This window comes from Nocardia sp. CA-136227, from assembly GCF_050955695.1.
GTDB lineage: Bacteria > Actinomycetota > Actinomycetes > Mycobacteriales > Mycobacteriaceae > Nocardia.
Map to the genome: position 1 here is coordinate 1,532,792 of NZ_CP192081.1, position 23,907 is coordinate 1,556,698.

A 23,907-nucleotide genomic window follows, 5' to 3' on the forward strand; every position below is an offset into this window, starting at 1 on the left:
GCGGAATGATTCACCTTGTTGGCAGCACGTCAGTAAGTTGCCATTAACTTCTGGGACGAGGAGGTCCGCATGGCGAACGATGCCCCCGCGCTGAACGAGGTCGTGAACGGCGGTCTGGAGTTCACGATTCCGATCGCGCACAAGATGGGGGTGCGGGCCGAGGAGGTGCGCCCCGGGTTCGCGGCCACCACGGTCCCCATCGAGGGCAACGGCAATCACTTCGGCGTCATGTACGCCGGTGTGCTGTTCACGGTCGCGGAGATCCTGGGCGGCGCGATCGCCATCTCCAGCTTCGACACCGCCAAGTACTTCCCGTTGGTGAAGGACCTGCACGTGTTCTTCCGCAAGCCCGCCGCCACCGATGTGCGCGCCGAGGCGTCGCTGTCGGAGGAGGAGATCGCGCGGATCACCGAGGAGGCCGACGCGAAGGGCAAGGCCGACTTCACCCTGACGGCGAAGGTGACCGACGCCAATGGCGTGGTCGTCGCCGAGACCGAGGGGCTGTACCAGCTGCGCGCCCACGGCAAGTAGGCCGCGAAAAACGATCGAGCCCTGGGAATCGCTCCCGGGGCTCGATCGTTGTCGGCCGCCGATCAGGCGACGATGATCCAGCCCTTGCAGCCGGTGCCCATGCTGCCCGGCCAGTCCGAGCCCGACACCTCGAACGGGATGGCGCCCGGCATCGGGGTGCCCAGGTCGACGGTCGTGGTGACCGCGCCGTAGGTGTCGGGCAGCGGGGTGCGCTTCCCGGCCATATCGATCTTGGCGTCGTCGGTGAAGTTGCTGGAGGTGGTGATCTCCAGCGTGGTGGGCGTGAACGAGTGCGCCAGCAGCGTGGTCTGGCCGCACAGGCCCTTGGCGTAGTCGAGCGTGATCTTCTGCGGCGCGACGTCGGCGGCGGCCGGCGCGGCCAGCGCACCGGACAGGGCACACGCGGTTGCCGCCAGGGTGATGCGGCGGACGTAGACGGTCTTCACGAACAAAACCCCTTTCCTGTGGTCACAGCTGTGGATCCCCCCTGATCGATCGACGACGATCATGCCGTGACCGCGCCCCCGGCACGCGGCGGACGCGCGGAAGAATCCGGGCGAGTCCGCGGCCTCAGGTGTTTCGGATGTGGAGGCGCAGCGGCAGGGTGCGATGGCGGCGCACGAAGATGCTCGGAAACCACTGCGGCGGGGCGTCTTCGACGAGGGTGAACGCGGTGGTGCGTTCCAGCAGGGCGGTGAGCGCGGCGGTGGCCTCCAGCTTGGCCAGCGCCGAGCCGACGCAGAAGTGGATGCCGCGCCCGAAGGCGAGATTGTTGGCGCCGCTGCGGCGGTCCAGGTCGAGGGTGTCCGGATCGTCGAAGCGGGCCGGGTCGCGATTGGCGGCGCCCCACTGCAACAGCAGGTGGCTGCCCGCGGGAATCTCGATGCCGCCCAGCGCGGTATCGGTGGTGACATGCCGATGATGGCCTCGGAACGGCGATTCCAGGCGCAGCGCCTCGTCCAGGAAGGCGGGCAGCAGGGCGGGTTCGGCGCGCAGCTCGTCCTGGAGATCGGGGCGGGTGGCCAGCAGGCGGGCGGCATTGGCGATGAGGCCCGCCGTGGATTCGCCGCCCGCGCCGACGAGTTGGACCAGGATCAGCACGGCCACCACGTCGGTGATCTCCCCGGCCGCGCAGGCGCGGGCCAGCACGCCGAGCAGGTCGTCGCCCGGGTCGCGCTGGGCGGCCGCGAATTCGGTGTGCAGGTAGCCGGTGAGTTCGGTGGCGGCGGTGACCAGGTGTACGAAACGGTCCGAGTCCACCACGCCACCCAGCATCTCGGTGCTGTCGTAGGCCCAGGTGAGCAGTTGCGGCACAGCGGCGTCGGGGAGTCCGATGATGTCGGCGACGAGTGCCAGGGGGAGGCGGTCGGCCATGCCGGTCGCCCAGTCGATGCGATCGCCGTGCAGTTCCTCGGTCCACAGGCGGTCCACCAGTTCTTCGGCGGTCGGTCCGAGGCCGCGAATCCGCTTGGCCAGCAAGGGTTGCACCAGTTTGCGCTGTGCCTGGTGGCTCGGGTCGTCGGCGGTGGCGAGCACATGGACGGCCTGGCCGCCGCCGTCCATGTCGAAGGTGACGGGCGGCTGCCCCTCCTGTCGCAGGAGTGCGCCGGTGAGGTTCGAGGAGAACTCGTCACCGCGATTCACGGCTTCGGTCACCAGATCCCAGGACGTCACCAGGTAGAAGTCGGTGCCCGGGATGCGGTAGACAGGGGATTGCTCGCGCAGCCGCCGGTACAGCGGGTAGGGGTCGTCGATGTGCGCGGGATCGAACACATCGAGCGCATCGGGGGAGGTGCGGGTCATGGGGCCACCGTCGTCCCGACCTGAATCGAGTGTCAACAAGCGTCTCGCCGTGAGACGGATTCGCGGCGCGGACTCGTCCGTACGCAGGAGTTTTCCCGGTTTCGTGAGACTTCGGACCCCCGTCCGGACCGGCCGACTAGTATCGAACGACTACGCGATAGCGCTTGCTGGCCCAGGAGGCTCGGGTGATCGTGCGTGCACAGGGGTGGATGAGGCGGGGATCCGGCGCGGTGTTCGCGGCGGTGGCGCTCTTGGTGGTGATCTTCGCGGTGAACGGCCCGGTGGCGCGGGCGTATTCGGGGCCCGCTCCCGATACTGTCACCATCGATAGTGGTGCGTTGCACGGTGTCTCGACCCCGTCGTATCGCCTGTTCAATGGAATCCCTTACGCCGCACCGCCGGTCGGTGCGCTGCGCTGGCGGCCGCCCGAGCCGGTCGCGCCGTGGCCCGGAGTTCGTGAGGCTCGCGATGCGGGCCCGAACTGCGCCCAGCCGACCGGGTTGGGCGGCCTGCGCACCACCGTCGAAGACTGCCTGTACCTCAATGTCTGGACGCCGCCGACGCTCCCCGCCGACGGCCGCGCCCTGCCCGTCATGGTGTGGATCCACGGTGGCAGCCTGCAGACCGGCACCGGAAGCATGTACGGCGCAGCCCCTTTGGTGTCCCAACCCGACGGTGACGTCATCGTCGTCACCATCAACTATCGCCTCGGGCTGTTCGGCTTCCTGGCCGCCTCTGCCCTGGACGACGGTTCCGGCTCCGGCGACTACGGCCTCATGGACCAGCAGGCCGCCCTGCGCTGGGTTCACCGCAATATCGCCGCGTTCGGCGGCGACCCCGATCGCGTCACCCTGGACGGCGAATCGGCCGGCGGCGTCTCGATCTGCGCCCACATGGCCACCCCGTCCTCCAAGCCCCTCTTCCAGGCCGCCATCCTCCAGAGCGGTCCGTGTGCGAGCCAATCCCTCCCGGACGCGGAGGCCGAAGGCGACGCCTGGGCCGCCGCCGCGGGTTGCCCCGCCACCGACGACGCGACCTGCCTCCGCACCCTCTCACCCGACATCCTGGTGGACCGCGGCCCCGACGACACCAATATCGTCCACGGCAACGCCTACCTCCCCGAAAGCCCGCTGACCCTGCTGAAATCCGGTGGCATGTCCCGCATTCCCACCTTCGTCGGCTCCAATCACGACGAGGTGGCCCTCTGGGTCTGGATCAAATACGGCATCCCCCTCGGCCCCGTCATGACCGCCGCCGACTACCCCCGCCTCCTCGCCGCCAAGATCCCCGACCTGACCCCAGCCCAAACCGACCAGGTCATCGGCGAATACCCCCTCACCGACTACCCCCAACCGGCCCTGGCTCTCACCCGAGCCTGGACAGACCAACTCGTCTGCAAACTCATCTCCCAGGTCTCCGACCTCTCCCACCACAACCCCACCTACGTCTACGAATTCGACGACCGCGGCGCCTTGGCCCCACCCAGCACCTTCCCCATGGGCGCCTACCACGCCGCCGAACTCCCCTCCCTCTTCGACCTGGTCCAAGCCGGCTTCGCCCTCGACGGCGTCATGACCCCACCCCAACGCCGCCTCCAATCCGACATCCGCCGCTACTGGACCCGCTTCATCAACACCGGCACCCCCGACCCCGCCACCCTCCCCGCCATCCCCCAATACACCCCCACCACCCCCACCTTCCTTTCCTTCCGCCCCACCGGAAACCAGTTCTCCACCACTTTCGCCACCGACCACCGCTGCCCCTTCTGGAACACCCTGTTCCAATAGGCCATGCGTACGGGCTCTTTCAGTCCTATTCGGCCCTTGCCGCTGACGTCTCGGCCAGTGCGGTGTACAGCCAGTCGTGGGCGCGGCCGATCGTGACTCGGGGGCCGAGGAGTTGGTCTGTCAGGGACCAATAGCGGTGGATTCGGGGGGTCGGAGTCGGTTGCGTCGCGTAAGAGGTGTTCGCGGAATTGTCGGGTGTCGCGTTCGCCGCGGGCGGTGGCGTGGGCGGTGACGAATCGGTCGAGTTCGTTGCCGGAGTGCGGGGGGATGCCGTCGGCTACGAGGGGCACGACGTCGATCATTATCTCGCCCATCTCGTGGTAGAGGGCTCGCGGGTCGCGGATCAGGTCGGGGCGATCTCGCCAATATTGGTGTCGGACTGCGTTGTTCAGGTCGGGGCTGGAGGCGAGGGCGGCCAGTTCGGCGTAGGTGACGACCTCGTCGACTGATGGGTCGGTGGGCGGTTCGGGGACGTTCCAGCACACCCAGCCGTCGCTGTCGGACCGCGGAATCGGTGTGAGAATGCGATGCCAGAAGCGAATGAGGCTCTCGTGCAACGCATTACCGTCCTGGGCTGCGGCCAATAGTGCGAGCCGTTCGGCGCGTTGTGCCGGGGCGGCCGCCTCCATGGCCCGTACCGATGCGCGACGCCAGGCCAGTGAGCTGAATTCGATATCGAGCTTGGCGCTTTCGGCGGCGATGGCCTCTTCCATCGACTGTTCTCCGCGCAGCACGCCGGTGATCGAGTCCAACCCGAGTCCGAGTGCCCGTAATCGCCGCAGCAGCAGCAGTCGTTCGGTCGCGCTGTCGGCGTCGAACATTCGATGTCCGCCGCCGCTGCGCTGGGATTCGAGAATGCCTTCGTCGCAGTAGAACCGGATTGTGCGCACCGACAGCCCCGAGTTGCGCGCCAATTCCCCGATGCTCATGAGCGCAGCGGGCTTTGTGTCGTCCGTCACAAGTTCTTGAACCTCCACCCCACTGGAGCTTTTAGCGTACTGGCACTGCCGTTCAGGTATGTGTCGTCACAGCGAGGAGAGTGTTTCGTGGCCAGCACGCAGGAAGAAATTGTCAGCGGGATCGCGGAGATCGTCGAAGAGGTGACGGGAATCGATGCGTCCGAGGTGACGATCGAGAAGTCCTTTGTCGAAGACCTGGAAATCGATTCGCTGTCGCAGGTGGAGATCGCGGTCCAGTTGGAGGACAGGTACGACGTGAAGGTCCCCGACGAAGACCTCGCCGGCCTGCGGACCGTCGGTGACGCGGTCGCGTACGTCCAGAAGATGGAGGCCGAGAAGCCGCAGCTCGCTGCGGAAATGGAGGCGAAATACAAGGAAGGTCAGGCGAATTGAGCGATCCACGGGCCGACTACCCCACCCGATGGATTGTCGGCTGGGCGCTACACCCGCAGGGCCATGGCACCCGACTCCTGCTGACGCAGACAGGTTTCGACATCGAGGACCGCCGCCAGAAGATGGCCCGCAACGCCGTCGAACGCAGCTGGAAACGACTCCTGCTGCCCCGCCTCGGCCAGGTGATCCTCCACTGACCTCGACCGGCTGACATCCGGTGTCGCAGGCGATCGCGCCGCCTGCGACACCGAACTGTCCCGAGGACTCGAACCCCTAACCAGCGTTAGCGGTGCAAACCACCTTGCTGATCCCCGTCGCCGACAGATCCGCCGACCCGACATTCGCCAGCATCGCGGGCGGGTAGTACTGGGAGAGGCTCTCGTAAGCGCTGCGCAATGCGGTCGCGCGATCGCGCCCCGTGCCGGTGCCCACCGCGAGATTGTCGGTGTCGTCATTGCGATACACCAGCGCGCCACACCCGTTCGCCCAGGTGATCATCACCTGGCAGTCGGTGGCCCCTTCCCACCCGCACTGATCCAACGCCTCGGCCATCGCCGCGTCCGCGCTCGGCGCATTCACGCTGCTGCCATAGATCCAGTTGTCACCGCTGAACGCGATCGACCCATACAGTCCGGCCGCATCAGCGGTACCCGCACCGATCGCCGACCCCGCCGCAAGACCAACCGCCGCGACCGCGACAACGGCCTTACCCATGAACTTCATCTAACTCTTCCCTCTTCGAACAAGCACCAACACAAACTTGACGAATCATGTCCGATCGCCCCGAATTCGCCCAATGCATATCGGACATAACGCCCATACCTCCACCGGCGATCCTCGCCGCCGCCCGGCACGGGATGATCTGATCGCCTCATGGAGAAGTTCGACGCATGGCTCGACTAAATCCGTGATGACAGCGACGAATTCTCGTACCGCGTGATCTATTCCGCCTATCTGAAGGCCTCGAGCGGCTTCGAGTCCCAAGGCGTCGAGTCCTCGAGCCGACGACTCCCCGACGGTGGTTATGAGATCCGCGCAGGTCGAACATCGATAGTCCTGGCCGACGACGCCGAGCGGGAGGCCCTGGCCGCCTACATGGAGCGCCGCTACTGTGGCGACCGCTACCCGAACATGCAAGCCTGGGAAAGTCAGCAACACGACTGGTACGTCGAAGACCTCCACAACTGGACAAGCGACGGCTGGTCCGGCCCCGGTTGACCAGCCCGCCTGGCTCGACCGGCTGCTGGCGCAGGGGTATTCGGGGCTGGCGGAGCCGATGATCGATGCCGATGATCAGATGGCTGCCATGTTGGCCGCCATTGCCGTGCGGGTGACCGCGGCTCCCGGCTTCTATCGGGGGACGGGAAGTGCCGCAATACCGTTCATCACGTTCGGTCCGGTCACTCTTACCGCGGAAGACGGGACGAGTTCGACCTTCCGGAATGATATCGAGGTGGAGTCCGCCGCGGAATGAGGGCGGCGTGACTCCGCCGTCGAGGGGTCAGATGCCCAGGAAGGTGCGGACGGGGCCGGTGAGGATGCCGGTGGTGAGGGCGTCCAGGGCGGCGGGGTCGGTGGCGGTGGTGGGGACGGTTCGGGTGTCGCAGGTGGGGTGGGCGGTGGGGGTTTCGGCTTGTTGTTGGAGCCAGGCGAGGGCGGCGGGGGCGCCCAGGAACCATTCGCCGGTGTGGGCGGAGGCGGGCATGGCGAGTTGTTCTCGGCGGTAGGTGACGGGGGTGCCGGCGGCGCAGTAGGTGGCGACCAGGGTGTCCATGCTGGTGATGAGGCTGCCCTCGTCGTCTATGGCGTTGTAGATGTAGAGGGGGTGGTGGGGGCGGTGGCGCCCAGGGCGCGTTCCTCGAGGGCGGCGTTGATGGCGGGGTCGGTGAGGATCTGCTCGATGGGTTCGGTGAGGAACTGGTCGGCGTCGAGACCGAGGCTGGACACCATGTTCTGGGGTGTGCAGTTGTCGGCGGCCTCCGCGATCTTCTGTTTCCCAGCGGGAGTGAGGTAGCGGTTCATGGCGGCGGTGAACGCGGGGGAATCCTGCATGACGCCCATCAGCGCGACAGGAAACAGAAGATCGCGGAGGCCGCCGCCGACGGGCGTGCCGTTCATGGCGAGCATCGCGACACGAGGGTCGGCGACCGGTGCGCCGGCTGCCGTCCCGACCAGATTCAGTTCGGGCGCGTACCGCGGCTGTTCCTGTGCGGCCCAGGTGCTCGCGATGCCGCCACCGGAGTAGCCCCACAGGAGCGCGGGGGTGCCGGGTCCCGACAGGGCGGCCGGTTCGAACGCCTCGACAGCCCGAATACCGTCCAGCACGGTGTAACCGGGCTCCTTCGGCGTCGAGTAGTGGTTGTCGACGCCACCGAAGTCCGGCACCGAGACCGCCCAGCCGCGAGCCAGCCCGGCGGCGATAAACGCGGTCTCACCGGACATCGTGGTCAATTGCAGCGGACCGGATTTCGACGGATCGATCCAGGGGACATGGCCCTGGAACAACGCCTGGGACGGCTGGCACTGCGGCGCGATCGCGTCGGTCATGTTCTGGAACGACAGCAGTGCCGTCGGCCGAGTCGTGTTCGCGGTCTTCAGGACCGTCGTCACCGCGGCATAGGGCTGACCGTTCGCCGCGGTGGTCCGATACAGCAACTGCCACGCCTGGACCGGCCACGGGACCAACTGTGAATAGCTGGCTTGGATCGGTCGCACGCGGAGGATCGTCCCGGGCTGTTGCGTCGCATAATCTTCGGGCGGCGTGTAGAAGGAGTCTGCGGTATTGGGTACCGCCGACGCCGGTGCCGCCATGACGCTCGTGGCCCCCATCAAGGCTGCGATCGGTATCGCCACTCGCGCGAATCGCGTGAAAAATGTTGTCCGGTAATGATATTTACGGCTCGACGACATCGGCCACCTCCCCTTCGGCGCTCGAACTGTAACAGGTTTCAATTCGAACCGGGTTGCTGTTCGCGAGCGTTTCGAAGGACTGCCGGACGAGTACATTCGAGGAGTGACGCTCGGTATGGGGGAGCCGTTGGCGGGCGCGCGATTGCGGGCCGCGATCCGGGAAGCGCATGCCGAGGCGATGCGGGCGGTGGCGGCGGCGGAGCCGGGGGAGCCCGCGGTGCCCCGGGATCTGATCGAGTTACTGGCGTTGCAGCGGCGGGTGGCCGTGATCGCCGAGCAGCTGGACGCCGAATCGGTGGCTCTGCGGGTGCGACGCGAGGACGATTGGGGATGGGATCGACTTCGGAGGGAAGGTAGTTCGATGAGTGTCAGTCTGGCCAAGGGTGGGAATGTCTCGCTGTCGAAGCAGGCGCCGAATCTGACGAAGGTTTCGGTGGGGCTGGGGTGGGATGTGCGCAGCACCACCGGGGCCGATTTCGACTTGGACGCCAGCGCCATGGCGTGCGGGCCGAATCAGCGGGTGGTGTCGGACAAGCACTTCGTGTTCTACAACAACCTGCGCTCGCCGGAGGGGACGATCGAGCACACGGGCGACAACCTGACCGGCGCGGGGGAGGGCGACGACGAGGTGATCAATGTGGACTTGGCGGCCATGCCGCCCTCGATCACGAATATCTTCTTCCCCGTATCGATTTACGAGGCCGAGGCGCGGCGGCAGGCGTTCGGGCAGGTCCGGAACGCGTACATCCGGGTGGTGGACGCGGTCACGGGGACGGAACTGGCCCGGTTCGATCTGACCGAGGATGCCTCCACCGAGACGGCCATGGTGTTCGGGGAGTTGTACCGGCACGGCGCGGAATGGAAGTTCCGGGCGATCGGGCAGGGGTACGCGTCCGGATTGGGCGGAATCGCACGGGATTACGGCGTCAACGTCTGACCCTGCTTCAGGCCGGAGTCCGGTAGCAGCGTGACCACGCGGGCTCGCGGACCCAGGCGAAGCCCCACGCGGATGGCCGCGACCACATTCGCGCCGGAGGAGTTTCCGGCGCGCAGGCCCTCCTCGCGGGCCAGCCGATGCGCCATGGCCTCGGCCTCGGGACTGGAGACCGGCACCACCTCGTCGACCAGGGTCGGATCCCACAGGGGCGGAGGATAACCCAGGCCGATGCCCTCGATCCGGTGCTCACCGGGCGGGCCGCCGGACAGCACGGGCGACTCGGCGGGCTCCACCGCCACGACGTGGATCCGCCGCTGCTTGTGATAGCGGAGCAGCGCGGCGCTGCCGCGGAGCGCGGCGGCACTGCCGACCGCCTGAACGAACGCGTCCACCCGGCACTCGGTCTGCGCCCAGATCTCCTGCCCCAGACCGTGATAGCCGGTGATGGCGTCGGTGTTGTTCAGGTGATCGGGCCAGAAGGTGCCGGGCTCCCGGCTCACTCGCTCGGCCGCGGCGGTGGAGTCGACCAGTCGCAGCCGGTACCCCTTGGCCGCGCACACCAGCCCGAGCGCGGAACCACTACTGCCGCGCGCGTATTCGACCACCGTGTCACCGGGTCGCAGCCGCCCGTCCCGCTCGGCCACCGCGATCATGGCCTGGGCGGCCCGATCCTTCATGCTGCCGGACGGATTCTGTCCCTCGAGTTTCACCAGGATCTCCGCGCACCCCTCGGGCGTCACCCGGTGCAATCGCACCAGCGGAGTATTGCCGATCGCCGCCAAGACGTTGTCGCCGATGAACATGATCCGCGCCGACCCTTCCCGGGCCCCGACTGGGCTCAGGTTCGATTGTCCGGCAGCGGGGCAGGCCCGCGGGCCGGATCGGCGCAGGTTCGGCCCGCGACGAGGATCAGGCGTGCGCTGGAGGTTCAGTGCGCGAGCGGCGCGCCGATCACCGGCAGCGGCTGCGGCCGCTTGGCGACCCGCTGGTCACCGGAGGAGATTCCCCGCAGCCGGCGCATGGCCCACGGCCCCAGCGCGGTTGCCGCCCACTCGAGTTCGGCCGCCATCGACCGCAGCAGCCCCTGCTGAGGCAGTGCGGGAATGAGCGGACGGGTCCAGGTGTCGTCGGAGCCGGGCAGCCGCAACGCCTCGGCCATGGCCTCGGCGATGCGCTGATGCCCGAGCGGACTGGCGTGCAACCGGTCGGGACTCCACAGCCGCGGATCGGTGACGACGGCGTGATGCCCGGTCTCCGCGATCAGGACCCCGTGCCGCCGGGCCGCCGCCCGCAACCGCTCGTTGAGGATCGACACCCGCCCGCGCAGCGGCCGGGCCAGCGGAATCGTCTCGGCGACATCGGGAAAGGTCAGGGTGGCCACCACCGCGCCGGTCGCGGTGAGCGCGGCGAACATCGCCTCGACGTCCGCGACGATGGCGTCCGGATCGAAGTTGGGGCGCAGCAGGTCGTTCATGCCCGCGAGCACGGTCGCCAGATCGGGCCGCAGCGACAGCGCCGCGTCCAACTGGTCGGCCCGGATCTGCCCGGCCAGCTTCCCGCGCACCGCCAGATTGGCATACGACAGGCCCGGATTGGAGGCGGCCACTCGCTCGGCCAGCCGGTCCGCCCAGCCCCGCAGGCCGGTCCGGTCGTCGCCGTCGCCGACGCCCTCGGTCTGGCTGTCGCCGAGCGCGACGTAACGGGTGTAGGTGCCATCGGTCATGGCGGATCGGCCTTTCGGTGACTGTCCGTGGATCATCCCAGGAAACCGGCGGCTACGGCGGCCCCCGCGAACACGTTCACGCACCCGCCGCCTGGCGTTCGGCCGCCGCCGCCTCCCGTTCGATTTGCGCGACGGCCTCGGCCTGGATCTGCGCGAACTGGGCGGCCATGGCCTCGGCCAGCGCCTGCGCACCGGAGAGCGGGCGAACCATGACGGTGAACTCGTCGATCTTCCCGTCGGCGTCGAGGTGCAGGAAGTCGCACCCGGTGATGCGCTTGCCCGAGACCGTCGTCTCGAACACCAGCGCGTGATCGGCGGCGTCGGGCGCGCCGATCTCCTTCACGTACCGGAAGTCCTCGAACACCCGGAGCACCCCGCGCAGGATGGCCGCGGTGATGGCCTTACCCGGGTACGGCTTGAAGGCGACCGGGCTGGTGAACACGACATTGTCGGCGAGCAGCGCTTCGATGGCCGCGGCATCGCGGGCCTCGACGGCCTGACGGAACGCGTGCATGATCCCTCACATCCTGGTAGTCAAATCATTGCCTATTGATTCGAACGGTAGCTCGTGGCCGCATGAACTGTCCAGGGTTCATATAGACAATTAGTTCACTATCCAGCTCGCGGCCGGGTGTGGAGACGACGACGGCCCGATCCCCTGCGGAACCGGGCCGTCGCGGCGGGCGCTATGTGCCGATGACCCCGTACCGGGTCAGCAGCTCGCCGATCTCGTTGTTGCCGAGCCGCTTCGCCACCCCGCGCCACAGCAGCTCCGGCCCGGGCAGGTCGATCGGATCGCCGTCGCGCAGCCGGGTCATGGCGGTCAGCAGCGTGCGGATGTCGTAGGTGGAGTTGAACACCTCCGGCACACCCCGCTCGATGTCGAGCAGCTGATACGCCGCCTCCATCCCGGTGCGCACCGAGTACTCGGTGGTGAAGATGCAGTCTCGGCTGGTCTCCGCGAACTGCCCGATGAACGCGAAGTTCACCGAACCCGCGGGCACCACGTCGGGCCGGTCACCGGCCTTGCGCGGCATGAAGAAGGCGGTCACGTACGGCATCATCACCGGCACGCAGCGCGCCGCCTCCGCCGCCAGTTCGGGGATGTCGGACTCGGGCACGCCCAGGTGGTACAGCCATTCCTGGGTGATCTCCTCGCCGGTGCACTCCTGCATGGTCTTCTTCACGTAGTCGCCGGGCTTGTCGGCGAACAGCGCGTACACCCAGACCACGATCTGATCCTTGGGCTGCTGCTTGAAGTGCGGCTGCCGGTTCACCGTCCAGCTCATCAGCCAGCTGGAGTCCTTCACGGTGACGATGCCGCCGGTGACGACCTTGCCGCTGAAGGGATCTCGCTTACAGATCTTCTGAATGTATTCGGGGATGCGCTGATCCAGCGTGGTGACGGTGGCCGACTCCCACTTGGTCTCGGGGATATGCGACCCGAACACGTCCGGCCGCCCGAAAGCCTCGTCCTTGGCCGCGATGCGCCGCCACAGATCCCACGCCGGGGCCGGGCCCTCGTTCAGCTTGGCCGGCGTGTGCTGGTCGCCCTCGTCGGAGTTCTCGGTCAGCGACCCGATGGTCATCAGCAGCAGATCGTCCGGACCCAGATCCACCCCGCCGTCGACGCCCTCGGAGGTCCAGTGAATCCGGGTGGCCTGCTTGCGATCCCCGCTGATCTCGAAGTCGACGTCGGTGACGGTGGTGTCGAACTTGAACGTCACGCCCTGGTCCAGCAGCCACCGGTACAGCGGCAGCACCAGCGACTCGTACTGGTTGTACTTGGTGAACTTCAGCGCCGAGAAGTCCGGCAGCCCACCGATGTGGTGCACGAACCGGTGCAGGTACAGCTTCATCTCCAGCGCGCTGTGCCAGTCCTCGAAGGCGAACATGGTGCGCCAGTACATCCAGAAGTTGCTCTCGAAGAAGTCCTTCGAGAACACCTCGTTGATGCGCTTGCCCTCCATCTCCTCCCGGGTGGCGAGGAAGATCTTGGTGACGTCCTTCTGCGCCTTGTCGTTCAGCGTGAAGAGGTTCTTGGTCTGCGCACTCTGCCCGCGATCGACGGTGGCGCGCTCCAGCGAGAAGTTCGGGTCGTCCTTGTTGAGCCAGTAGAACTCGTCGAGCACGCTGGCGTCCTCGACCTCCAGGGACGGGATGGACCGGAACAGGTCCCACAGGCATTCGAAGTGGTTCTCCATCTCGCGGCCACCGCGAATGACGAAGCCCTTCTTCGGTTCCTTGATGCCGTCGAGCGCGCCGCCGGGGATCTTCAGCTCTTCCAGAATGGTGATCTTGTCACCGGGCATCCGGCCGTCGCGGATGAGGAAGGCCGCGCCGGACAACGAGGCCAGACCCGACCCGACGAACCAGGCCGTCTTGCCGTCCACGCCCGCGGGCTTGCGGGGTCGCGCGAAGGCTTCGTAGTTGCCGCTGGTGTACTCCATCAGAACTCCTGTCCCTTGGGGATCGGTCCGGAAAAACGGTGTGCGCCTAGGCCGTGTACTTGTAGAAACCCTCTCCGGTGGCGATGCCGAGTTTGCCCTTGTCGATGTAGTTGTCCTTGAGCCACTGCGCGATTCGCTGCCTGGTGGCGTCGCCGCTCATCAGGATGTTGTAGGGCGTGGTGAGCCCGATGATGTCGAGGATCTGGAACGGCCCGGCCGGAGCGCCGGTGCCGATGCGCCAGGTCTTGTCCACCGCCTCGGGCTCGGCGTAGCCGCCCTCGGCGAGGTTCATGGCCGCGTTGAGCAGCGGCACCAGCAGCGAGTTGAGGACGTAGCCCGCCTTCTCCTTGTGCAGTTCGATGGGCACCATGCCGATGGCGGAGGCGAAGCCCACCACCGCCTGATAGACGGCCGGATCGGTGTCGTCGGTGCCCATGATCTCGGCGGTGTTGAAGTGCCACACCTGATTCGCGAAGTGCAGCGCCAGGAACCGGTCGGGCCGGCCGGTGAAATCCTTGATGGCGCTGGGCAGCAGGGTGGAGGAGTTGGTGGCGAAGATGGTGCGCTCGGGGGCGAGCTTGCCCAGCTTCTCGTAGATCTCCTGCTTGAGCGAGAGCACCTCCGGCACCGCCTCGATCACCAGGTCGGCCTCCGAAACCGCCGCGCCCAGATCGGAACTGAGCGCGATGCCCGCCGCGGTCGCCTCGGCCTCGCCCGCGCCCGGCACCTGCTCGCGGTAGGTGGCGGCCAGTTTGTCGAAGCGTCCGCGGGCCGCGGTCAGCGCCGCGTCGTCGATGTCGTAGCCGGTGACGTCGAAGCCGCGGAACGCGGTCTGGAACGCGATCTGGGAACCCAGCACTCCGGTGCCGAGCACGGTGACCTTGCGGATCTCGATGCCCATTGTCATTGCCTCCCTGTGGATGTGAAGAATCCGGTGATTATCTGTGTGATCTGCGCCCGCAGATCCGCCATGGCGTCGTGCCCGGGGTGCGCGCCGGTGGACGGCCGGGCCAGGGCCAGATGCAGCACCGCGAAGACGCTGCGACCGGCTACTCGCGCCTGCTCCTCGACCTGCTGCGACCCCGTCGCGCCGGAGTCGGCGACGAGCCGTTCGGCGATCATGGACTCCAGCCGGGCCACCAGGGCCAGGCCCTCGGAGCGGTACTTGTCGGTGGGTGAGCCGAAAAGCAGTTCACGCTGGTAGACGATGGTGTTCTCGGGCCGTTGCGCGGCGGTCCGCAGCAGCGGGCCCAGCATCTCGCACACCGCCGCGACGGTATCGGCCTGCGCGCGAGCCTGATCCGCGCCGACCTCCAGCGCGGTGCGCAGCTCCTCGTTGTAAACCATCAGCAGCAGTTCGCCTTTGGTGGCCGCGTAGCGGAACAGCGTGCCCGCCGCGATATCGGCGCGATCGGAGATCTGCTGGGTGGTGACCCGGTCGAAGCCCTGTTCGGCAAACAGGGTCGCGGCCGCCTCGAAGATCCTGGACTGTTTGTCGTGCATCTCGCGTTGCCGTCGTCCGACATGCGCCGATGTGGCCGTCGTGGCCATCCGACACCTCCAACCCTACCTGCGTAACTGAGTGGACTCAAAAATGAGCGTACTCCGAGCTACCGATTGCGCAACCCCGCCCCGACCGGCCGGGCGTATGTTGAGGGGCATGGCCACGCACCTCACCCACTGGGGCGTTCTCGAAGCGGACAGTGACGGCGAACGGCTGACCGCGGTCCGCCCGTGGCGCGCGGACCCCGAACCCACTCCGCTCATCGAGAATGTCGCCTCGGCTCAGCATCATCCGGCTCGCATCGACCAGCCCTATGTGCGGCGCGGCTGGCTGGAACACGGCCCCGGGCCCGGGCCGCGCGGTGCGGAGGAGTTCGTGCCGGTCTCGTGGGAGACCGCGCTGGATCTGCTGGCCGGTGAATTGTCCAGGGTGTACCGGGAATTCGGTGCGGGCGCGGTCTACGGCGGCTCCTACGGCTGGGCCAGTGCGGGCCGATTCCATCACGCGCAGAGCCAGGTTCACCGATTCCTGAACTGCCTCGGCGGCTACGTTGCGCACCGCAACAGCTACAGCCTGGGCGCGTCGACGGTGTTGCTGCCGCACATCCTCGCCGATATGGGCACCATCATGTCCCGGGCCACCACCAAGTCGGTACTGGCCAGGGAGGCCGAGCTGATCGTCTCCTTCGGCGGACTGTCGCCGAAGAACGTCGTCGTCTCGCCCGGCGGGGTCTCCAAGCACAATGGCCGCGGCTGGATCGAGACCGCGCACACCAACGGCTGCCGCTTCGTCACCATCGGCCCGCTGCGCGACGACAGCCCGGCCGAGGCGCACGCCGAATGGATCGCGTCCCGGCCCGGCAGCGATGCCGCGCTGATGCTCGCGCTGGCCCAGGTGCTGGATACGGAAGGGTTGGCGGACAACGCTTTCCTGGACCGCTACACCGTCGGTTACGACCGCTTCCGCGACTATGTGCGCGGCGCGGAGGACGGCATCGTGAAGGACCCGGAGTGGGCCGAGCCCATCACCGGTGTTCCCGCCGACCGGATTCGCACCCTGGCCCGCGAGATGGCCGCCGCCCGAACCCTCGTCACGGTGAGCTGGTCGCTACAGCGGGCCCGCTACGGGGAGCAGCCCCTGTGGCTGGGCGTGGTGCTGGCCGCCATGCTCGGTCAGATCGGTATGCCCGGAGGCGGATTCGGCCACGGCTACGGGTCGGCCGGGAATGTCGGCCTGGCCGTGCGGGTCACCTCGCCGCCGAAACTGCCGCAGGGGCGCAACGCGATCCACGACTTCATCCCCGTCGCGCGCATCGCGGACATGCTGCTGAACCCGGGTGAGCCGTACGAGTACAACGGCGAGCATCGCACGTATCCCGCCATCCGCCTGGTCTATTGGGCCGGCGGCAACCCCTTCCATCACCATCAGGACCTGGCCCGGCTGCGCACCGCGTTCGGCCGCCCGGACACCGTGGTGGTGCACGATCCGTTCTGGTCGGCCACGGCCCGGCACGCCGACATCGTGCTGCCCTCGACCATGACCATCGAACGCGACGACTACGGCTCGGGCGAGGGTGACCGCTACCTGTTCCCGATGCCCGCCCTGACCCGGCCGCACGCGCAGGCCCGCGATGACTACTGGATGTTCGGCGAACTGGCCGAAAGGCTCGGCGTCGGTAAGGAATTCACCGAGGGCCGGACGGCCGGGGAATGGCTGCGCCACCTCTACGACGAGTGGCGCGACCGATTGAGCGCCCGCGGTCACCAGATGCCCGACTACGACACCTTCTGGGCCGGGGAAGCCCTGGACCTGCCGATCGAAGCCGAGGAGCACGTGGCCTTCGCCGACTTCCGCGCCGACCCGGACGCCCACCCGCTGCACACCCCGAGCGGGCGGATCGAGATCTTCTCCGAGACCATCGCGGGCTTCGGCTACGACGACTGCCCCGGCCACCCGGTGTGGCTCGAACCGGACGAATGGCTGGGCGGCCCGCTGGCGGCCCGGTTCCCGATCCAGTTGGTGGCCAACCAGCCTCGGACCAAACTGCACAGTCAGCTCGATATCGGCGCGCACAGCCAGTCCTCGAAGATCCAGGGTCACGAGCCGGTCCGGCTGCACCCGGACGACGCGGCCGCGCGCGGTCTCGCCGCGGGCGACATCGTCCGGATCTTCAACGATCGCGGCAGCTGCCTGGCCGGGCTGGAGATCAGCGATTCGGTGCGCCCCGGCGTCGCGCAGTTGTCCACCGGCGCCTGGTACGACCCCGACCCGGACGACGCCACCTTCTGCCGCCACGGAAACCCCAACGCCGTCACCCGGGATCGCGGCGCCTCGCGCCTGAGCCAGGGGTGCACCGGCCAGTTGTCGCTGGTGGAGATCGAGCGCTACACGCAGCCGCTCCCGCCGTTGACGGTCACCGGCCCGCCCTCGATCGCCCGGCCCTGAGCGCGTCGCCGGTGCCGGTCAGCGCGCCGATGACGGTGCGCGCCGCATTGGACGGCGTGCGCGCGGCCGCGTGCCCGACGCACAGTCGCCAGGGCAGCGGATACGGCCGGTAATCGGCGAACGGGACGCCGGGGGAGAGCCGCGCGACCGACAGCGGGATCAGCGCGACCCCGAAATCCTTGGCCGCCAACTCCAGTGCGAACGCCTGATCGGCCACCTCGATGACCGGGTAGCGGCCCGGGAACAGCTCGTCGGCGATGGTGCGGATGCCCCAGCCCGGCGGGAAGTCGATGAACCGCACCCCGTGCAGGTCGGCGGCGTGGAAGGGACGGCCCGCCAGCGGATGCCCGGGCGCGGTGCACAGCACCAGCGTCTCCTCGGCGATGAGATGGGTGGTGAGGCCGGGGAATTCGTCGCTCATGCCCGCGAGTAGCGCCAGTTCGAGCGAATTGTCCAGCAGCCCGGCCACATTGCCGGCCATGCCGGAGATGCTCTGGCGCATCCGCAGGGTCACCTCCGGATACCGCCGGTGCAGTTCGGCGATGATGCCCGCCAGGTCGATGTTGTGGATGTTCATCAGATTGCCGACGACCACCTCGCCGCGGATCTCCCCGCGCGCGGCGTCGATGGCATCCACGATGTCGCCGCGGGCGCGCAGCAGGGTGCGGGCGGGCGCGACCATGGCCCGGCCCGCGACGGTCAGCTCGAGGGTGCGCGGGGTGCGGTCGAACAGGCGCACCCCGAGTTCGTGCTCGAGTTTGGCGACGCTGGTGGAGACCGCCGACTGCACCAGGTTGAGGTGGCGGGCCGCGGCGGTGAAGGACCGGTGGTCGCAGCAGGCCAGGAAGCACTCGATCTGACGCAGTTCCATGGGTCGAGCCTAGCCCTGTCATCTATTCGATAGATGGCAGTATCGAAAACCATCGCTTTTATAGATCGGAATCCCGCCTCACGATGAATCGGTGATGGTTTCCACGCTCCGCGCCCAGATGCCCGCACCGATCGCGCCCGAGACGTCCGCGACGCTGACCCGGACGACGGTGCTGGTGTTCGCGGTGACCGCGGGCTCCTCGGCCGCGGGCAACTACTACCTGCAACCCCTGCTGCACCAGGTCGCCGGTGACCTGAAGGTGTCCACCGCGAGCGCGGCCCTGCTGGTGAGTGCGGCCCAGATCGGCTACCTGTGCGGCCTGGCGTTCCTGGTCCCGCTCGGCGACTTCCTGCGCCGCCACCGCATGGTGCCGGTGCTGCTGCTCGCCTCGGTGGCGGCCCTGCTGGTGTCGGCGTTCGCGCCGAACTACGCGGTGCTGGTCGCCGGTGTGGTGGCCACCGGGGTCGCGGCCTCGGCGGCGCAGGTGGTCGTGCCGTGGGCCTCGGCGCTGGCCGATCCGGCGCGCCGCGGGCAGGTGGTCGGCACCGTCATGAGCGGCCTGCTGCTGGGCATCCTGTTGTCGCGCGTGCTGGCCGGAGCGGTGGCGCAGCTGGGCGGCTGGCGCGCGGTGCTGCTGGTGGCGGCCGGATTGCAGGTGGTGATGGCGATCAGCGTGTACCTGCTCGCGCCCGCCACCCCGCGCGCGGCGACCGGGGAGAGCTATCCGCGGGTGCTGGTGTCGATCCTGGGTCTGATCCGCCGCCACGCGGTGTTGCGGCAGCGCATGCTGCTCGGCTTCATCCTGATGGGGAGCTTCTCGCTGGTGTGGACCGCGCTGGCGTTCCAGCTGTCCGGCTCGGGCGGAAGTTCGTACCACTACGGCGAATTCGTGATCGGCCTGTTCGGCCTGGCGGGCGTGGTCGGGGCGTTGGGCGCGCCGGTGGTGGGCCGGCTGGCCGACCGCGGGCACCTGCGCCGCGTCACCACACTGACCTGGCTGGTGTTGCTGGCCAGTTGGGCGCTGGTGATCTGGGGCGGGCACAACGTGGTGGCGTTGATCGCGGCGCTGGTGGTCTTCGACTTCGGTATCCAGGGCGCGCATCTGACCAACCAGTCGGCCATCTACACCCTGGATCCGGCCGCGCGCAGCCGCCTGACCACGGCCTACATGGTCACCTACTTCCTCGGCGGCGTGACCGGATCGGTGACGGCCGGGGCCGCGTTCGAGGCGGGCGGCTGGACGCGGGTGTGCGAGATCGGTGTGGCCGCGACCGTGGTCGGCCTGGTGCTGTGGGCGGTGTTCGCGCTCCGTCCGCGGCTCGCCCACTGAACATGCGACCGATTCACCCTGTGGCATACAACGATTCGCCGGAAGATGGCCAAATGTCCACATATGCCCCAGGGTTCGCGCGCACAGAGTGCCACGCGCGAAACAGATATGGGTTCGTTTCATCCGGGTGACCGGCCGAACCCATAGAGTGGTGAGCGTGGCCGCACTTCTCACCCAAGGGCAGACCGGTGAACTGGGCGTCTCGGACATCACCGTGACGGTGCACTTCAGCGCGGGAGTCGATCTCGCCGCGCTGCTCCTGACCGATCGCGGTGCGGTACGCGACGATACCGACCTGATCTTCTACAACCAGCCCACCGGCCCCGGCATCCAGCTGGTGCCCGGGCAGCACGCCGTCGCGGTGAATCTGAGCGCCGTGCCGCCGGGCGTGGCCCATATTCGCATCGTGGCCAGCCTCGACGACCGCGACAGCCGCTTCGGCGACCATCCCGCCCCGCACATCGGCATCGCCGACGATCGCGGAAACCCGCTGTACGAGTACGTGATCGACGGCCTCGGCAACGAGACCACGGTGGCGGCGGTGGACCTGGACCGCGGCGAGGACGGCTGGTACGCCCGTGCGGTCGGCTTCGGCCACCCCCGCGGCTTCGCGGCGCTGGTCGCCGATCACGGTGTGTCCATCAGCAATTCACCGAACGCGGCCCGGCCCGCCGCGGTGATCGCGCCGGTCATGAAGTCCGGCGACACCGTGGCCCTGCGCCGGCAGGGGCAGGACCTGAGCTTCGTCAAGATGGGCCTGGGCTGGGATCCGGTGCACGTCCAGCACAAATGGGGTTCGCGGCCGGTCGAGATCGACCTGGACGCCTCGGCCCTGGTCTACGCGGGGCACGATCTGATCGACGCCGCCTACTACGGTCAGCTCGTCACCAAGGACGGCGCCATCCGGCACTCCGGCGACAACCTGACCGGTGAGGGCAAGGGTGACGACGAGACCATCACCGTGGACCTGACCCGGATCGGCCCGCAGGTCACCGCCATCGTCTTCGTCATCACCTCCTACGCCGGCCACACCTTCGAACGGGTCCGGAACGCGTTCTGGCGCTTGACCGACGGCACCACCAGCACCGAGCTCACCCGCTCCAACCTGAGCTCGGGCGGCGCGCACACCGGCATGGTGGTGGCCAAGGTGCATCGCGAGGACGGCATCTGGAAGGTGTCGGCGCTGGGCCACCCGATCGAGGCCGGGCACCCGGTCGAAGCGGCCTCCCAGGTGGTCGGATTGCTGTGAGCCGGTTCAGTCCACGGTGATGAACCGGCCCAGCTGCGGCACCGCCTCGCCGGGGTGCTTGGCCTGGAAGCCCTCGCCGATGGCCTGCAGTTTCCATTCGCCGCCCGAGCGGAACACCTTCGCCATGGCGATGGCCGTGAACGGCATGCCGCCCGCCAGCGCGTAGCGGGCCAGCTCGGCCTGCGTGGTGTCGTCCACCAGCCGGCAGTAGGCATTGCTCACCTGCTCGAAGGTGTGGCCCTGGTAGGAGGTGACGATGAAGAGCAGCGTATTCACATGGCGCGGAATGCGACTCAGGTCGACCAGGATCACCTCGTCGTCCCCGGCCGCGCCCTCGCCGGTCAGGTTGTCGCCGGAGTGCCGGATGGACCCGTCCTTCGAGATCAGCTGGCCGTAGTAGGCGACGTCCACCAGGTGCCGGTCGGCGAACATGGCCACCCAGGCGTCCAGGTCGATGTTCGCGGCGCGGCGGCCGAACAGTCCGCCCTGTTTGGCGGGGTCCCAGCCCAGGCCCATGCGGATGCGGGTGAGCGCGACCCCGCCCTCCTTGCGCAGCGTGACGCGTTGGCCCTTGGACAGATTCACCGGCTTGGCGCCCGAGAGCCCGCCCTCCGTGGGCTGCGGCGGATAAGGGGCCGGCTGGGTGCGGTCGGCCGGTGTCGGCGGGACCGGTGGCGGAGCGATCGGCGGCGGGTAGGCCGACGGCGGCGGTGGGGGAGCGACGGGCGTCGACGCGGGCCGCGGCGCGTCCTCGACGGTCACGCCGTGATCGCTGACCAGGGCCGCGAATCCGCCCGCGTACCCCTGTCCGACCGCCCGCACCTTCCAGGCGCCGTAGCGCCGGTACAGCTCGATCGCGATGACGATGGACTCGCTCTGCAGGTCCTCGATCTTGTACTCGTAGAGCGCGTTTCCGCCCGGGTCGGACACCACCGCGATCGGCGGGGCGATCCGCCCGAAGGTGGCCCCGGTCCCGTCGAGGGTGATGACCGCCCGGATCTGGGTGATCTCGGCGGGCACCTGCGCCAGTGAGACCGCCAGGTCGGCGGGCTGCCCGGCCACGCCATTGCGTAGCCGCACTCCCGGACCGGTCGGTTGGTTGTAGAACACGAAGTCATTGTCCGAGCGCACTTTCCCCTGCTCGGTCACCAGCAGCGCCGACAATTCGGCGGTGGCCGCCACCCGGACGGAGACCACCACCTCCGCCGCGGCCAGTGCGCCGTTCTGACCCTTCACCAGTGTTGTGGACAAGGCCGATCCTCCCGTATCGAAAACGCCCACCTGCCACTCTAGGAGACCGATCGGCGCTCAGCAGGCGAGCTGGTCGGCCAGATCCAGGAAATCCACGGCATTGATATCGAACTCGGCGGAGAACTCGGCATCGGCGAGCGCGGGGTCGCCGTATTCGAGCGGCCGGGCCACGAACGCGGTCCGGAAACCGAGCTCGCGCGCGGCCCGGATGTCGTACTTGTGGCTGGCCACCATCATGATCTCCGACGGCTCCAGGCCCAGGTAGCGGGCGGCCAGGCCGTAGGTGCGCGGATCCGGCTTGAACGCGCCCACCATCTCGGCGGCGAAGACCGCGTGCCAGGGGAGGTCGCCGTGGCGCGTAATCTCCACCACCGCACTGACATCGGCATTGGACAGGGTCGCGAGGGTGAAGTTCGCGCGCAGGCGGCGCAGGCCGGGGACGGTGTCGGGCCAGGGATCCAGCCGCGCCCAGGCGCGGGCCAGGTCGTCGCGGGCGGCGAGCTTCAGATCGATGGCCTCGGACTCGAGCAGCGGGTCGAGGGTCTTGCGGTAGATCGACGCCACGCTCACCCACCCGCTGTCCGCGGGCTGCCGGGAGGTCTCCGCGAAATAGGCCGCGCGCCAGTCGTTCACGAACTTCCCCCAGTCCTGGTCCGGGCTCAGCTCCCCGGCGGCCGCGACGGCGGCCCGCACGATGGTCGAGTGGAAGTCGGTGGCGGTTCCCTGGACATCGAACAGCAGTGCTCTAGGCCTCATCGCGTTCACGGCGAAAGCCTACGAGATCGGTTCTAGGCTGGCGGGCATGGAGATCGGTCGGGCCAGCAGAACCGCCTTGGCGACCGCGTACGCGCGCGCCTACCACCAGCTCTCGGGCGAACCACGGGTCTTCACCGATCCGCTGGCGGCGAAGATCGTGGGCGTCACCGCCGAGCGGATCGCCGATCTCGACACCGCGACCCTGGACCGGCCCGGCGGTGCGGACACCCGGCAGCGGATCCGGCGCTATTTCCTCGCCGCCCGGGCTCGATTCGCCGAGGACGTGGTGGCGAACGCGGTCGCGGCGGGAACCGAGCAGGTGGTGATCCTCGGGGCGGGGCTCGACACCTTCGGATACCGCCATCCGTATCCGGGACTGCGCGTGTTCGAGGTCGATCACCCGGACACCCAGAACTGGAAGCGCGACATGCTCGCGCAGGCCGGGATCGACATCCCCGAGTCGCTCACCTTCGTGCCCGTGGATTTCGAAACCGATACGCTGGCAGCGGGTTTGGCCGCCGTCGGCTTCGACCGCGAGCGGTCCGCGGTGTTCGTGTGGCTCGGCGTGGTCATGTACCTGACCCGGCCCGCCATCGAGGACACCCTGCGTTTCATCGCCGGACAGGGACGGCCGGTGCACCTGGTGCTGGACTACCTGAGCAGCGGCAGCACCGACGAGGAACGCGCGTCGGTCCGCGAGCGCGCCGCCCGGATCGCCGCCATCAGCGAGCCCTGGCTCAGCTACTTCGAGCACGAGGACATCGAGGCGCTGCTGCGGTCCTGTGGCTTCGACACCGTCGAGGCGCGGCCGCTGGCGGAGCTGTTCACCGACTACCTCGGCGAGCCGCTCGCGGGCCTGCCGGTCCGGCGCCGGCCCGCGCCACTGCTGCACGCCGCGGCCGGGGCGTGAGCCACCGCACTCGCCCGTTTGCCCGGCATTTGCGCTGGTAGCCTCGGCGCGGGGGCGCTCGACCGATGTATTGCCCGATCAGCTCCGGACCGGTAATC

General features: G+C 68.3%; 23 protein-coding genes and 2 pseudogenes. 11 read left to right on the forward strand and 14 right to left on the reverse strand.

Annotated elements, in window-relative coordinates:
- The first annotated feature begins 69 nt into the window (after positions 1–69).
- Entirely contained in the window at positions 70–531 is a 462-nt protein-coding gene (locus tag ACQP06_RS06880; protein WP_379278953.1) for a PaaI family thioesterase, read from the forward strand.
- Positions 532–593: 62 nt separating this feature from the next.
- On the opposite strand, the gene ACQP06_RS06885 is transcribed toward ACQP06_RS06880, so the two are convergent.
- Positions 594–977 (reverse strand): hypothetical protein, encoded by a 384-nt coding sequence (locus ACQP06_RS06885; protein WP_433671306.1) that lies wholly within the window; start codon positions 975–977, stop codon positions 594–596.
- 124 nt (positions 978–1,101) lie between these two features.
- The gene (locus ACQP06_RS06890) at positions 1,102–2,334 is read right to left on the reverse strand and encodes a cytochrome P450 (protein WP_433671308.1); all 1,233 of its coding nucleotides are present in this window, start codon (positions 2,332–2,334) and stop codon (positions 1,102–1,104) included.
- Positions 2,335–2,543: 209 nt separating this feature from the next.
- Between ACQP06_RS06890 and ACQP06_RS06895 the strand changes: the two genes are divergently transcribed.
- Positions 2,544–4,121 carry a carboxylesterase/lipase family protein gene (locus ACQP06_RS06895; protein ID WP_433671310.1) on the forward strand — a complete coding sequence of 526 codons (1,578 nt, stop codon included), beginning with the start codon at positions 2,544–2,546 and terminating at the stop codon, positions 4,119–4,121.
- Positions 4,122–4,855: 734 nt separating this feature from the next.
- Here ACQP06_RS06895 and ACQP06_RS06900 read toward each other — a convergent pair.
- A pseudogene (locus tag ACQP06_RS06900) lies at positions 4,856–5,050 on the reverse strand (MerR family transcriptional regulator); the annotation flags it as partial.
- Between the two features lie 117 nt (positions 5,051–5,167).
- Here ACQP06_RS06900 and acpM point away from each other — a divergent pair.
- Together acpM and ACQP06_RS06910 are read left to right on the forward strand one after the other, a co-directional pair.
- Complete coding sequence (gene acpM, locus ACQP06_RS06905) at positions 5,168–5,473, forward strand: meromycolate extension acyl carrier protein AcpM (RefSeq protein ID WP_433671312.1); 306 nt, start codon at positions 5,168–5,170, stop codon at positions 5,471–5,473.
- On the forward strand, positions 5,470–5,670 hold the full coding sequence (locus tag ACQP06_RS06910; protein ID WP_433671314.1) for a hypothetical protein: 201 nt from the start codon (positions 5,470–5,472) through the stop codon (positions 5,668–5,670). Before acpM ends, ACQP06_RS06910 begins: the two co-directional genes overlap by 4 nt.
- A gap of 76 nt (positions 5,671–5,746) precedes the next feature.
- Here the strand turns inward: ACQP06_RS06910 and ACQP06_RS06915 are convergent, their stop codons facing one another.
- A complete protein-coding gene (locus ACQP06_RS06915; RefSeq protein ID WP_387307915.1) occupies positions 5,747–6,196 on the reverse strand; it encodes a DUF4189 domain-containing protein in 450 nt (149 codons plus the stop codon).
- Positions 6,197–6,409: 213 nt separating this feature from the next.
- On the opposite strand from ACQP06_RS06915, the gene ACQP06_RS06920 reads away from it, so the two are divergent.
- Positions 6,410–6,691, forward strand: coding sequence for a hypothetical protein (locus ACQP06_RS06920; protein ID WP_433671315.1), 282 nt, complete (start codon positions 6,410–6,412; stop codon positions 6,689–6,691).
- 58 nt (positions 6,692–6,749) lie between these two features.
- Positions 6,750–6,947: a hypothetical protein gene (locus ACQP06_RS06925; protein WP_433671317.1), complete on the forward strand. Its 198-nt coding sequence runs from the start codon at positions 6,750–6,752 to the stop codon at positions 6,945–6,947.
- A gap of 27 nt (positions 6,948–6,974) precedes the next feature.
- Here the strand turns inward: ACQP06_RS06925 and ACQP06_RS06930 are convergent.
- Positions 6,975–8,479: pseudogene (locus ACQP06_RS06930) on the reverse strand (lipase family protein).
- A gap of 265 nt (positions 8,480–8,744) precedes the next feature.
- On the opposite strand from ACQP06_RS06930, the gene ACQP06_RS06935 reads away from it, so the two are divergent.
- A complete protein-coding gene (locus tag ACQP06_RS06935; protein ID WP_433673256.1) occupies positions 8,745–9,320 on the forward strand; it encodes a TerD family protein in 576 nt (191 codons plus the stop codon).
- Here the strand turns inward: ACQP06_RS06935 and ACQP06_RS06940 are convergent.
- From ACQP06_RS06940 to ACQP06_RS06965, 6 genes are all read right to left on the reverse strand, one after another.
- Positions 9,302–10,123, reverse strand: a complete 822-nt coding sequence (locus ACQP06_RS06940) for a PLP-dependent cysteine synthase family protein (protein WP_357090701.1) — start codon at positions 10,121–10,123, stop codon at positions 9,302–9,304. The two genes, ACQP06_RS06935 and ACQP06_RS06940, sit on opposite strands and share 19 nt — an antisense overlap.
- Positions 10,124–10,248: 125 nt before the next feature.
- Positions 10,249–11,043 (reverse strand): SGNH/GDSL hydrolase family protein, encoded by a 795-nt coding sequence (locus ACQP06_RS06945; RefSeq protein ID WP_379272376.1) that lies wholly within the window; start codon positions 11,041–11,043, stop codon positions 10,249–10,251.
- Between the two features lie 76 nt (positions 11,044–11,119).
- Positions 11,120–11,557: a nuclear transport factor 2 family protein gene (locus ACQP06_RS06950; RefSeq protein WP_433671319.1), complete on the reverse strand. Its 438-nt coding sequence runs from the start codon at positions 11,555–11,557 to the stop codon at positions 11,120–11,122.
- A 172-nt stretch (positions 11,558–11,729) separates the two neighbouring features.
- The gene (locus ACQP06_RS06955; protein WP_433671321.1) at positions 11,730–13,493 is read right to left on the reverse strand and encodes an oleate hydratase; all 1,764 of its coding nucleotides are present in this window, start codon (positions 13,491–13,493) and stop codon (positions 11,730–11,732) included.
- A 46-nt stretch (positions 13,494–13,539) separates the two neighbouring features.
- Positions 13,540–14,394, reverse strand: coding sequence for a 3-hydroxyacyl-CoA dehydrogenase (locus ACQP06_RS06960; protein WP_433673257.1), 855 nt, complete (start codon positions 14,392–14,394; stop codon positions 13,540–13,542).
- A gap of 2 nt (positions 14,395–14,396) precedes the next feature.
- Positions 14,397–15,044: a TetR/AcrR family transcriptional regulator gene (locus ACQP06_RS06965; RefSeq protein WP_433671323.1), complete on the reverse strand. Its 648-nt coding sequence runs from the start codon at positions 15,042–15,044 to the stop codon at positions 14,397–14,399.
- Positions 15,045–15,153: 109 nt separating this feature from the next.
- Between ACQP06_RS06965 and ACQP06_RS06970 the strand changes: the two genes are divergently transcribed.
- A complete protein-coding gene (locus tag ACQP06_RS06970; RefSeq protein ID WP_433671325.1) occupies positions 15,154–17,442 on the forward strand; it encodes a molybdopterin-dependent oxidoreductase in 2,289 nt (762 codons plus the stop codon).
- On the opposite strand, the gene ACQP06_RS06975 is transcribed toward ACQP06_RS06970, so the two are convergent.
- Positions 17,411–18,313 (reverse strand): LysR family transcriptional regulator, encoded by a 903-nt coding sequence (locus ACQP06_RS06975; protein WP_433671327.1) that lies wholly within the window; start codon positions 18,311–18,313, stop codon positions 17,411–17,413. The genes ACQP06_RS06970 and ACQP06_RS06975 overlap by 32 nt on opposite strands.
- A 94-nt stretch (positions 18,314–18,407) precedes the next feature.
- Here ACQP06_RS06975 and ACQP06_RS06980 point away from each other — a divergent pair, with 94 nt between their 5' ends.
- Both ACQP06_RS06980 and ACQP06_RS06985 read left to right on the forward strand, forming a co-directional pair.
- Positions 18,408–19,643 carry an MFS transporter gene (locus ACQP06_RS06980; RefSeq protein ID WP_433671329.1) on the forward strand — a complete coding sequence of 412 codons (1,236 nt, stop codon included), beginning with the start codon at positions 18,408–18,410 and terminating at the stop codon, positions 19,641–19,643.
- A gap of 157 nt (positions 19,644–19,800) precedes the next feature.
- Positions 19,801–20,892 (forward strand): TerD family protein, encoded by a 1,092-nt coding sequence (locus ACQP06_RS06985; protein ID WP_433671331.1) that lies wholly within the window; start codon positions 19,801–19,803, stop codon positions 20,890–20,892.
- Positions 20,893–20,898: 6 nt separating this feature from the next.
- Here ACQP06_RS06985 and ACQP06_RS06990 read toward each other — a convergent pair whose 3' ends face one another.
- Positions 20,899–22,143: a TerD family protein gene (locus ACQP06_RS06990; RefSeq protein ID WP_433671333.1), complete on the reverse strand. Its 1,245-nt coding sequence runs from the start codon at positions 22,141–22,143 to the stop codon at positions 20,899–20,901.
- A 57-nt stretch (positions 22,144–22,200) separates the two neighbouring features.
- Positions 22,201–22,899, reverse strand: coding sequence for a haloacid dehalogenase type II (locus tag ACQP06_RS06995; RefSeq protein WP_433671335.1), 699 nt, complete (start codon positions 22,897–22,899; stop codon positions 22,201–22,203).
- 46 nt (positions 22,900–22,945) lie between these two features.
- Here ACQP06_RS06995 and ACQP06_RS07000 point away from each other — a divergent pair, with 46 nt between their 5' ends.
- Positions 22,946–23,809: a class I SAM-dependent methyltransferase gene (locus ACQP06_RS07000; RefSeq protein WP_433671336.1), complete on the forward strand. Its 864-nt coding sequence runs from the start codon at positions 22,946–22,948 to the stop codon at positions 23,807–23,809.
- Positions 23,810–23,907: the final 98 nt, after the last annotated feature.

Coding starts and splice junctions, on each gene's coding strand:
- ACQP06_RS06880 (WP_379278953.1), top strand. CDS start 70: ATGGCGAACGATGCCCCCGCGCTGAACGAGGTCGTGAACGGCGGTCTG.
- ACQP06_RS06890 (WP_433671308.1), bottom strand. CDS start 2,334: ATGACCCGCACCTCCCCCGATGCGCTCGATGTGTTCGATCCCGCGCAC.
- ACQP06_RS06895 (WP_433671310.1), top strand. CDS start 2,544: ATGAGGCGGGGATCCGGCGCGGTGTTCGCGGCGGTGGCGCTCTTGGTG.
- ACQP06_RS06915 (WP_387307915.1), bottom strand. CDS start 6,196: ATGAAGTTCATGGGTAAGGCCGTTGTCGCGGTCGCGGCGGTTGGTCTT.
- ACQP06_RS06925 (WP_433671317.1), top strand. CDS start 6,750: ATGATCGATGCCGATGATCAGATGGCTGCCATGTTGGCCGCCATTGCC.
- ACQP06_RS06935 (WP_433673256.1), top strand. CDS start 8,745: ATGAGTGTCAGTCTGGCCAAGGGTGGGAATGTCTCGCTGTCGAAGCAG.
- ACQP06_RS06940 (WP_357090701.1), bottom strand. CDS start 10,123: ATGTTCATCGGCGACAACGTCTTGGCGGCGATCGGCAATACTCCGCTG.
- ACQP06_RS06945 (WP_379272376.1), bottom strand. CDS start 11,043: ATGACCGATGGCACCTACACCCGTTACGTCGCGCTCGGCGACAGCCAG.
- ACQP06_RS06950 (WP_433671319.1), bottom strand. CDS start 11,557: ATGCACGCGTTCCGTCAGGCCGTCGAGGCCCGCGATGCCGCGGCCATC.
- ACQP06_RS06955 (WP_433671321.1), bottom strand. CDS start 13,493: ATGGAGTACACCAGCGGCAACTACGAAGCCTTCGCGCGACCCCGCAAG.
- ACQP06_RS06960 (WP_433673257.1), bottom strand. CDS start 14,394: ATGGGCATCGAGATCCGCAAGGTCACCGTGCTCGGCACCGGAGTGCTG.
- ACQP06_RS06965 (WP_433671323.1), bottom strand. CDS start 15,044: ATGGCCACGACGGCCACATCGGCGCATGTCGGACGACGGCAACGCGAG.
- ACQP06_RS06970 (WP_433671325.1), top strand. CDS start 15,154: ATGGCCACGCACCTCACCCACTGGGGCGTTCTCGAAGCGGACAGTGAC.
- ACQP06_RS06975 (WP_433671327.1), bottom strand. CDS start 18,313: ATGGAACTGCGTCAGATCGAGTGCTTCCTGGCCTGCTGCGACCACCGG.
- ACQP06_RS06980 (WP_433671329.1), top strand. CDS start 18,408: ATGGTTTCCACGCTCCGCGCCCAGATGCCCGCACCGATCGCGCCCGAG.
- ACQP06_RS06995 (WP_433671335.1), bottom strand. CDS start 22,899: ATGAGGCCTAGAGCACTGCTGTTCGATGTCCAGGGAACCGCCACCGAC.
- ACQP06_RS07000 (WP_433671336.1), top strand. CDS start 22,946: ATGGAGATCGGTCGGGCCAGCAGAACCGCCTTGGCGACCGCGTACGCG.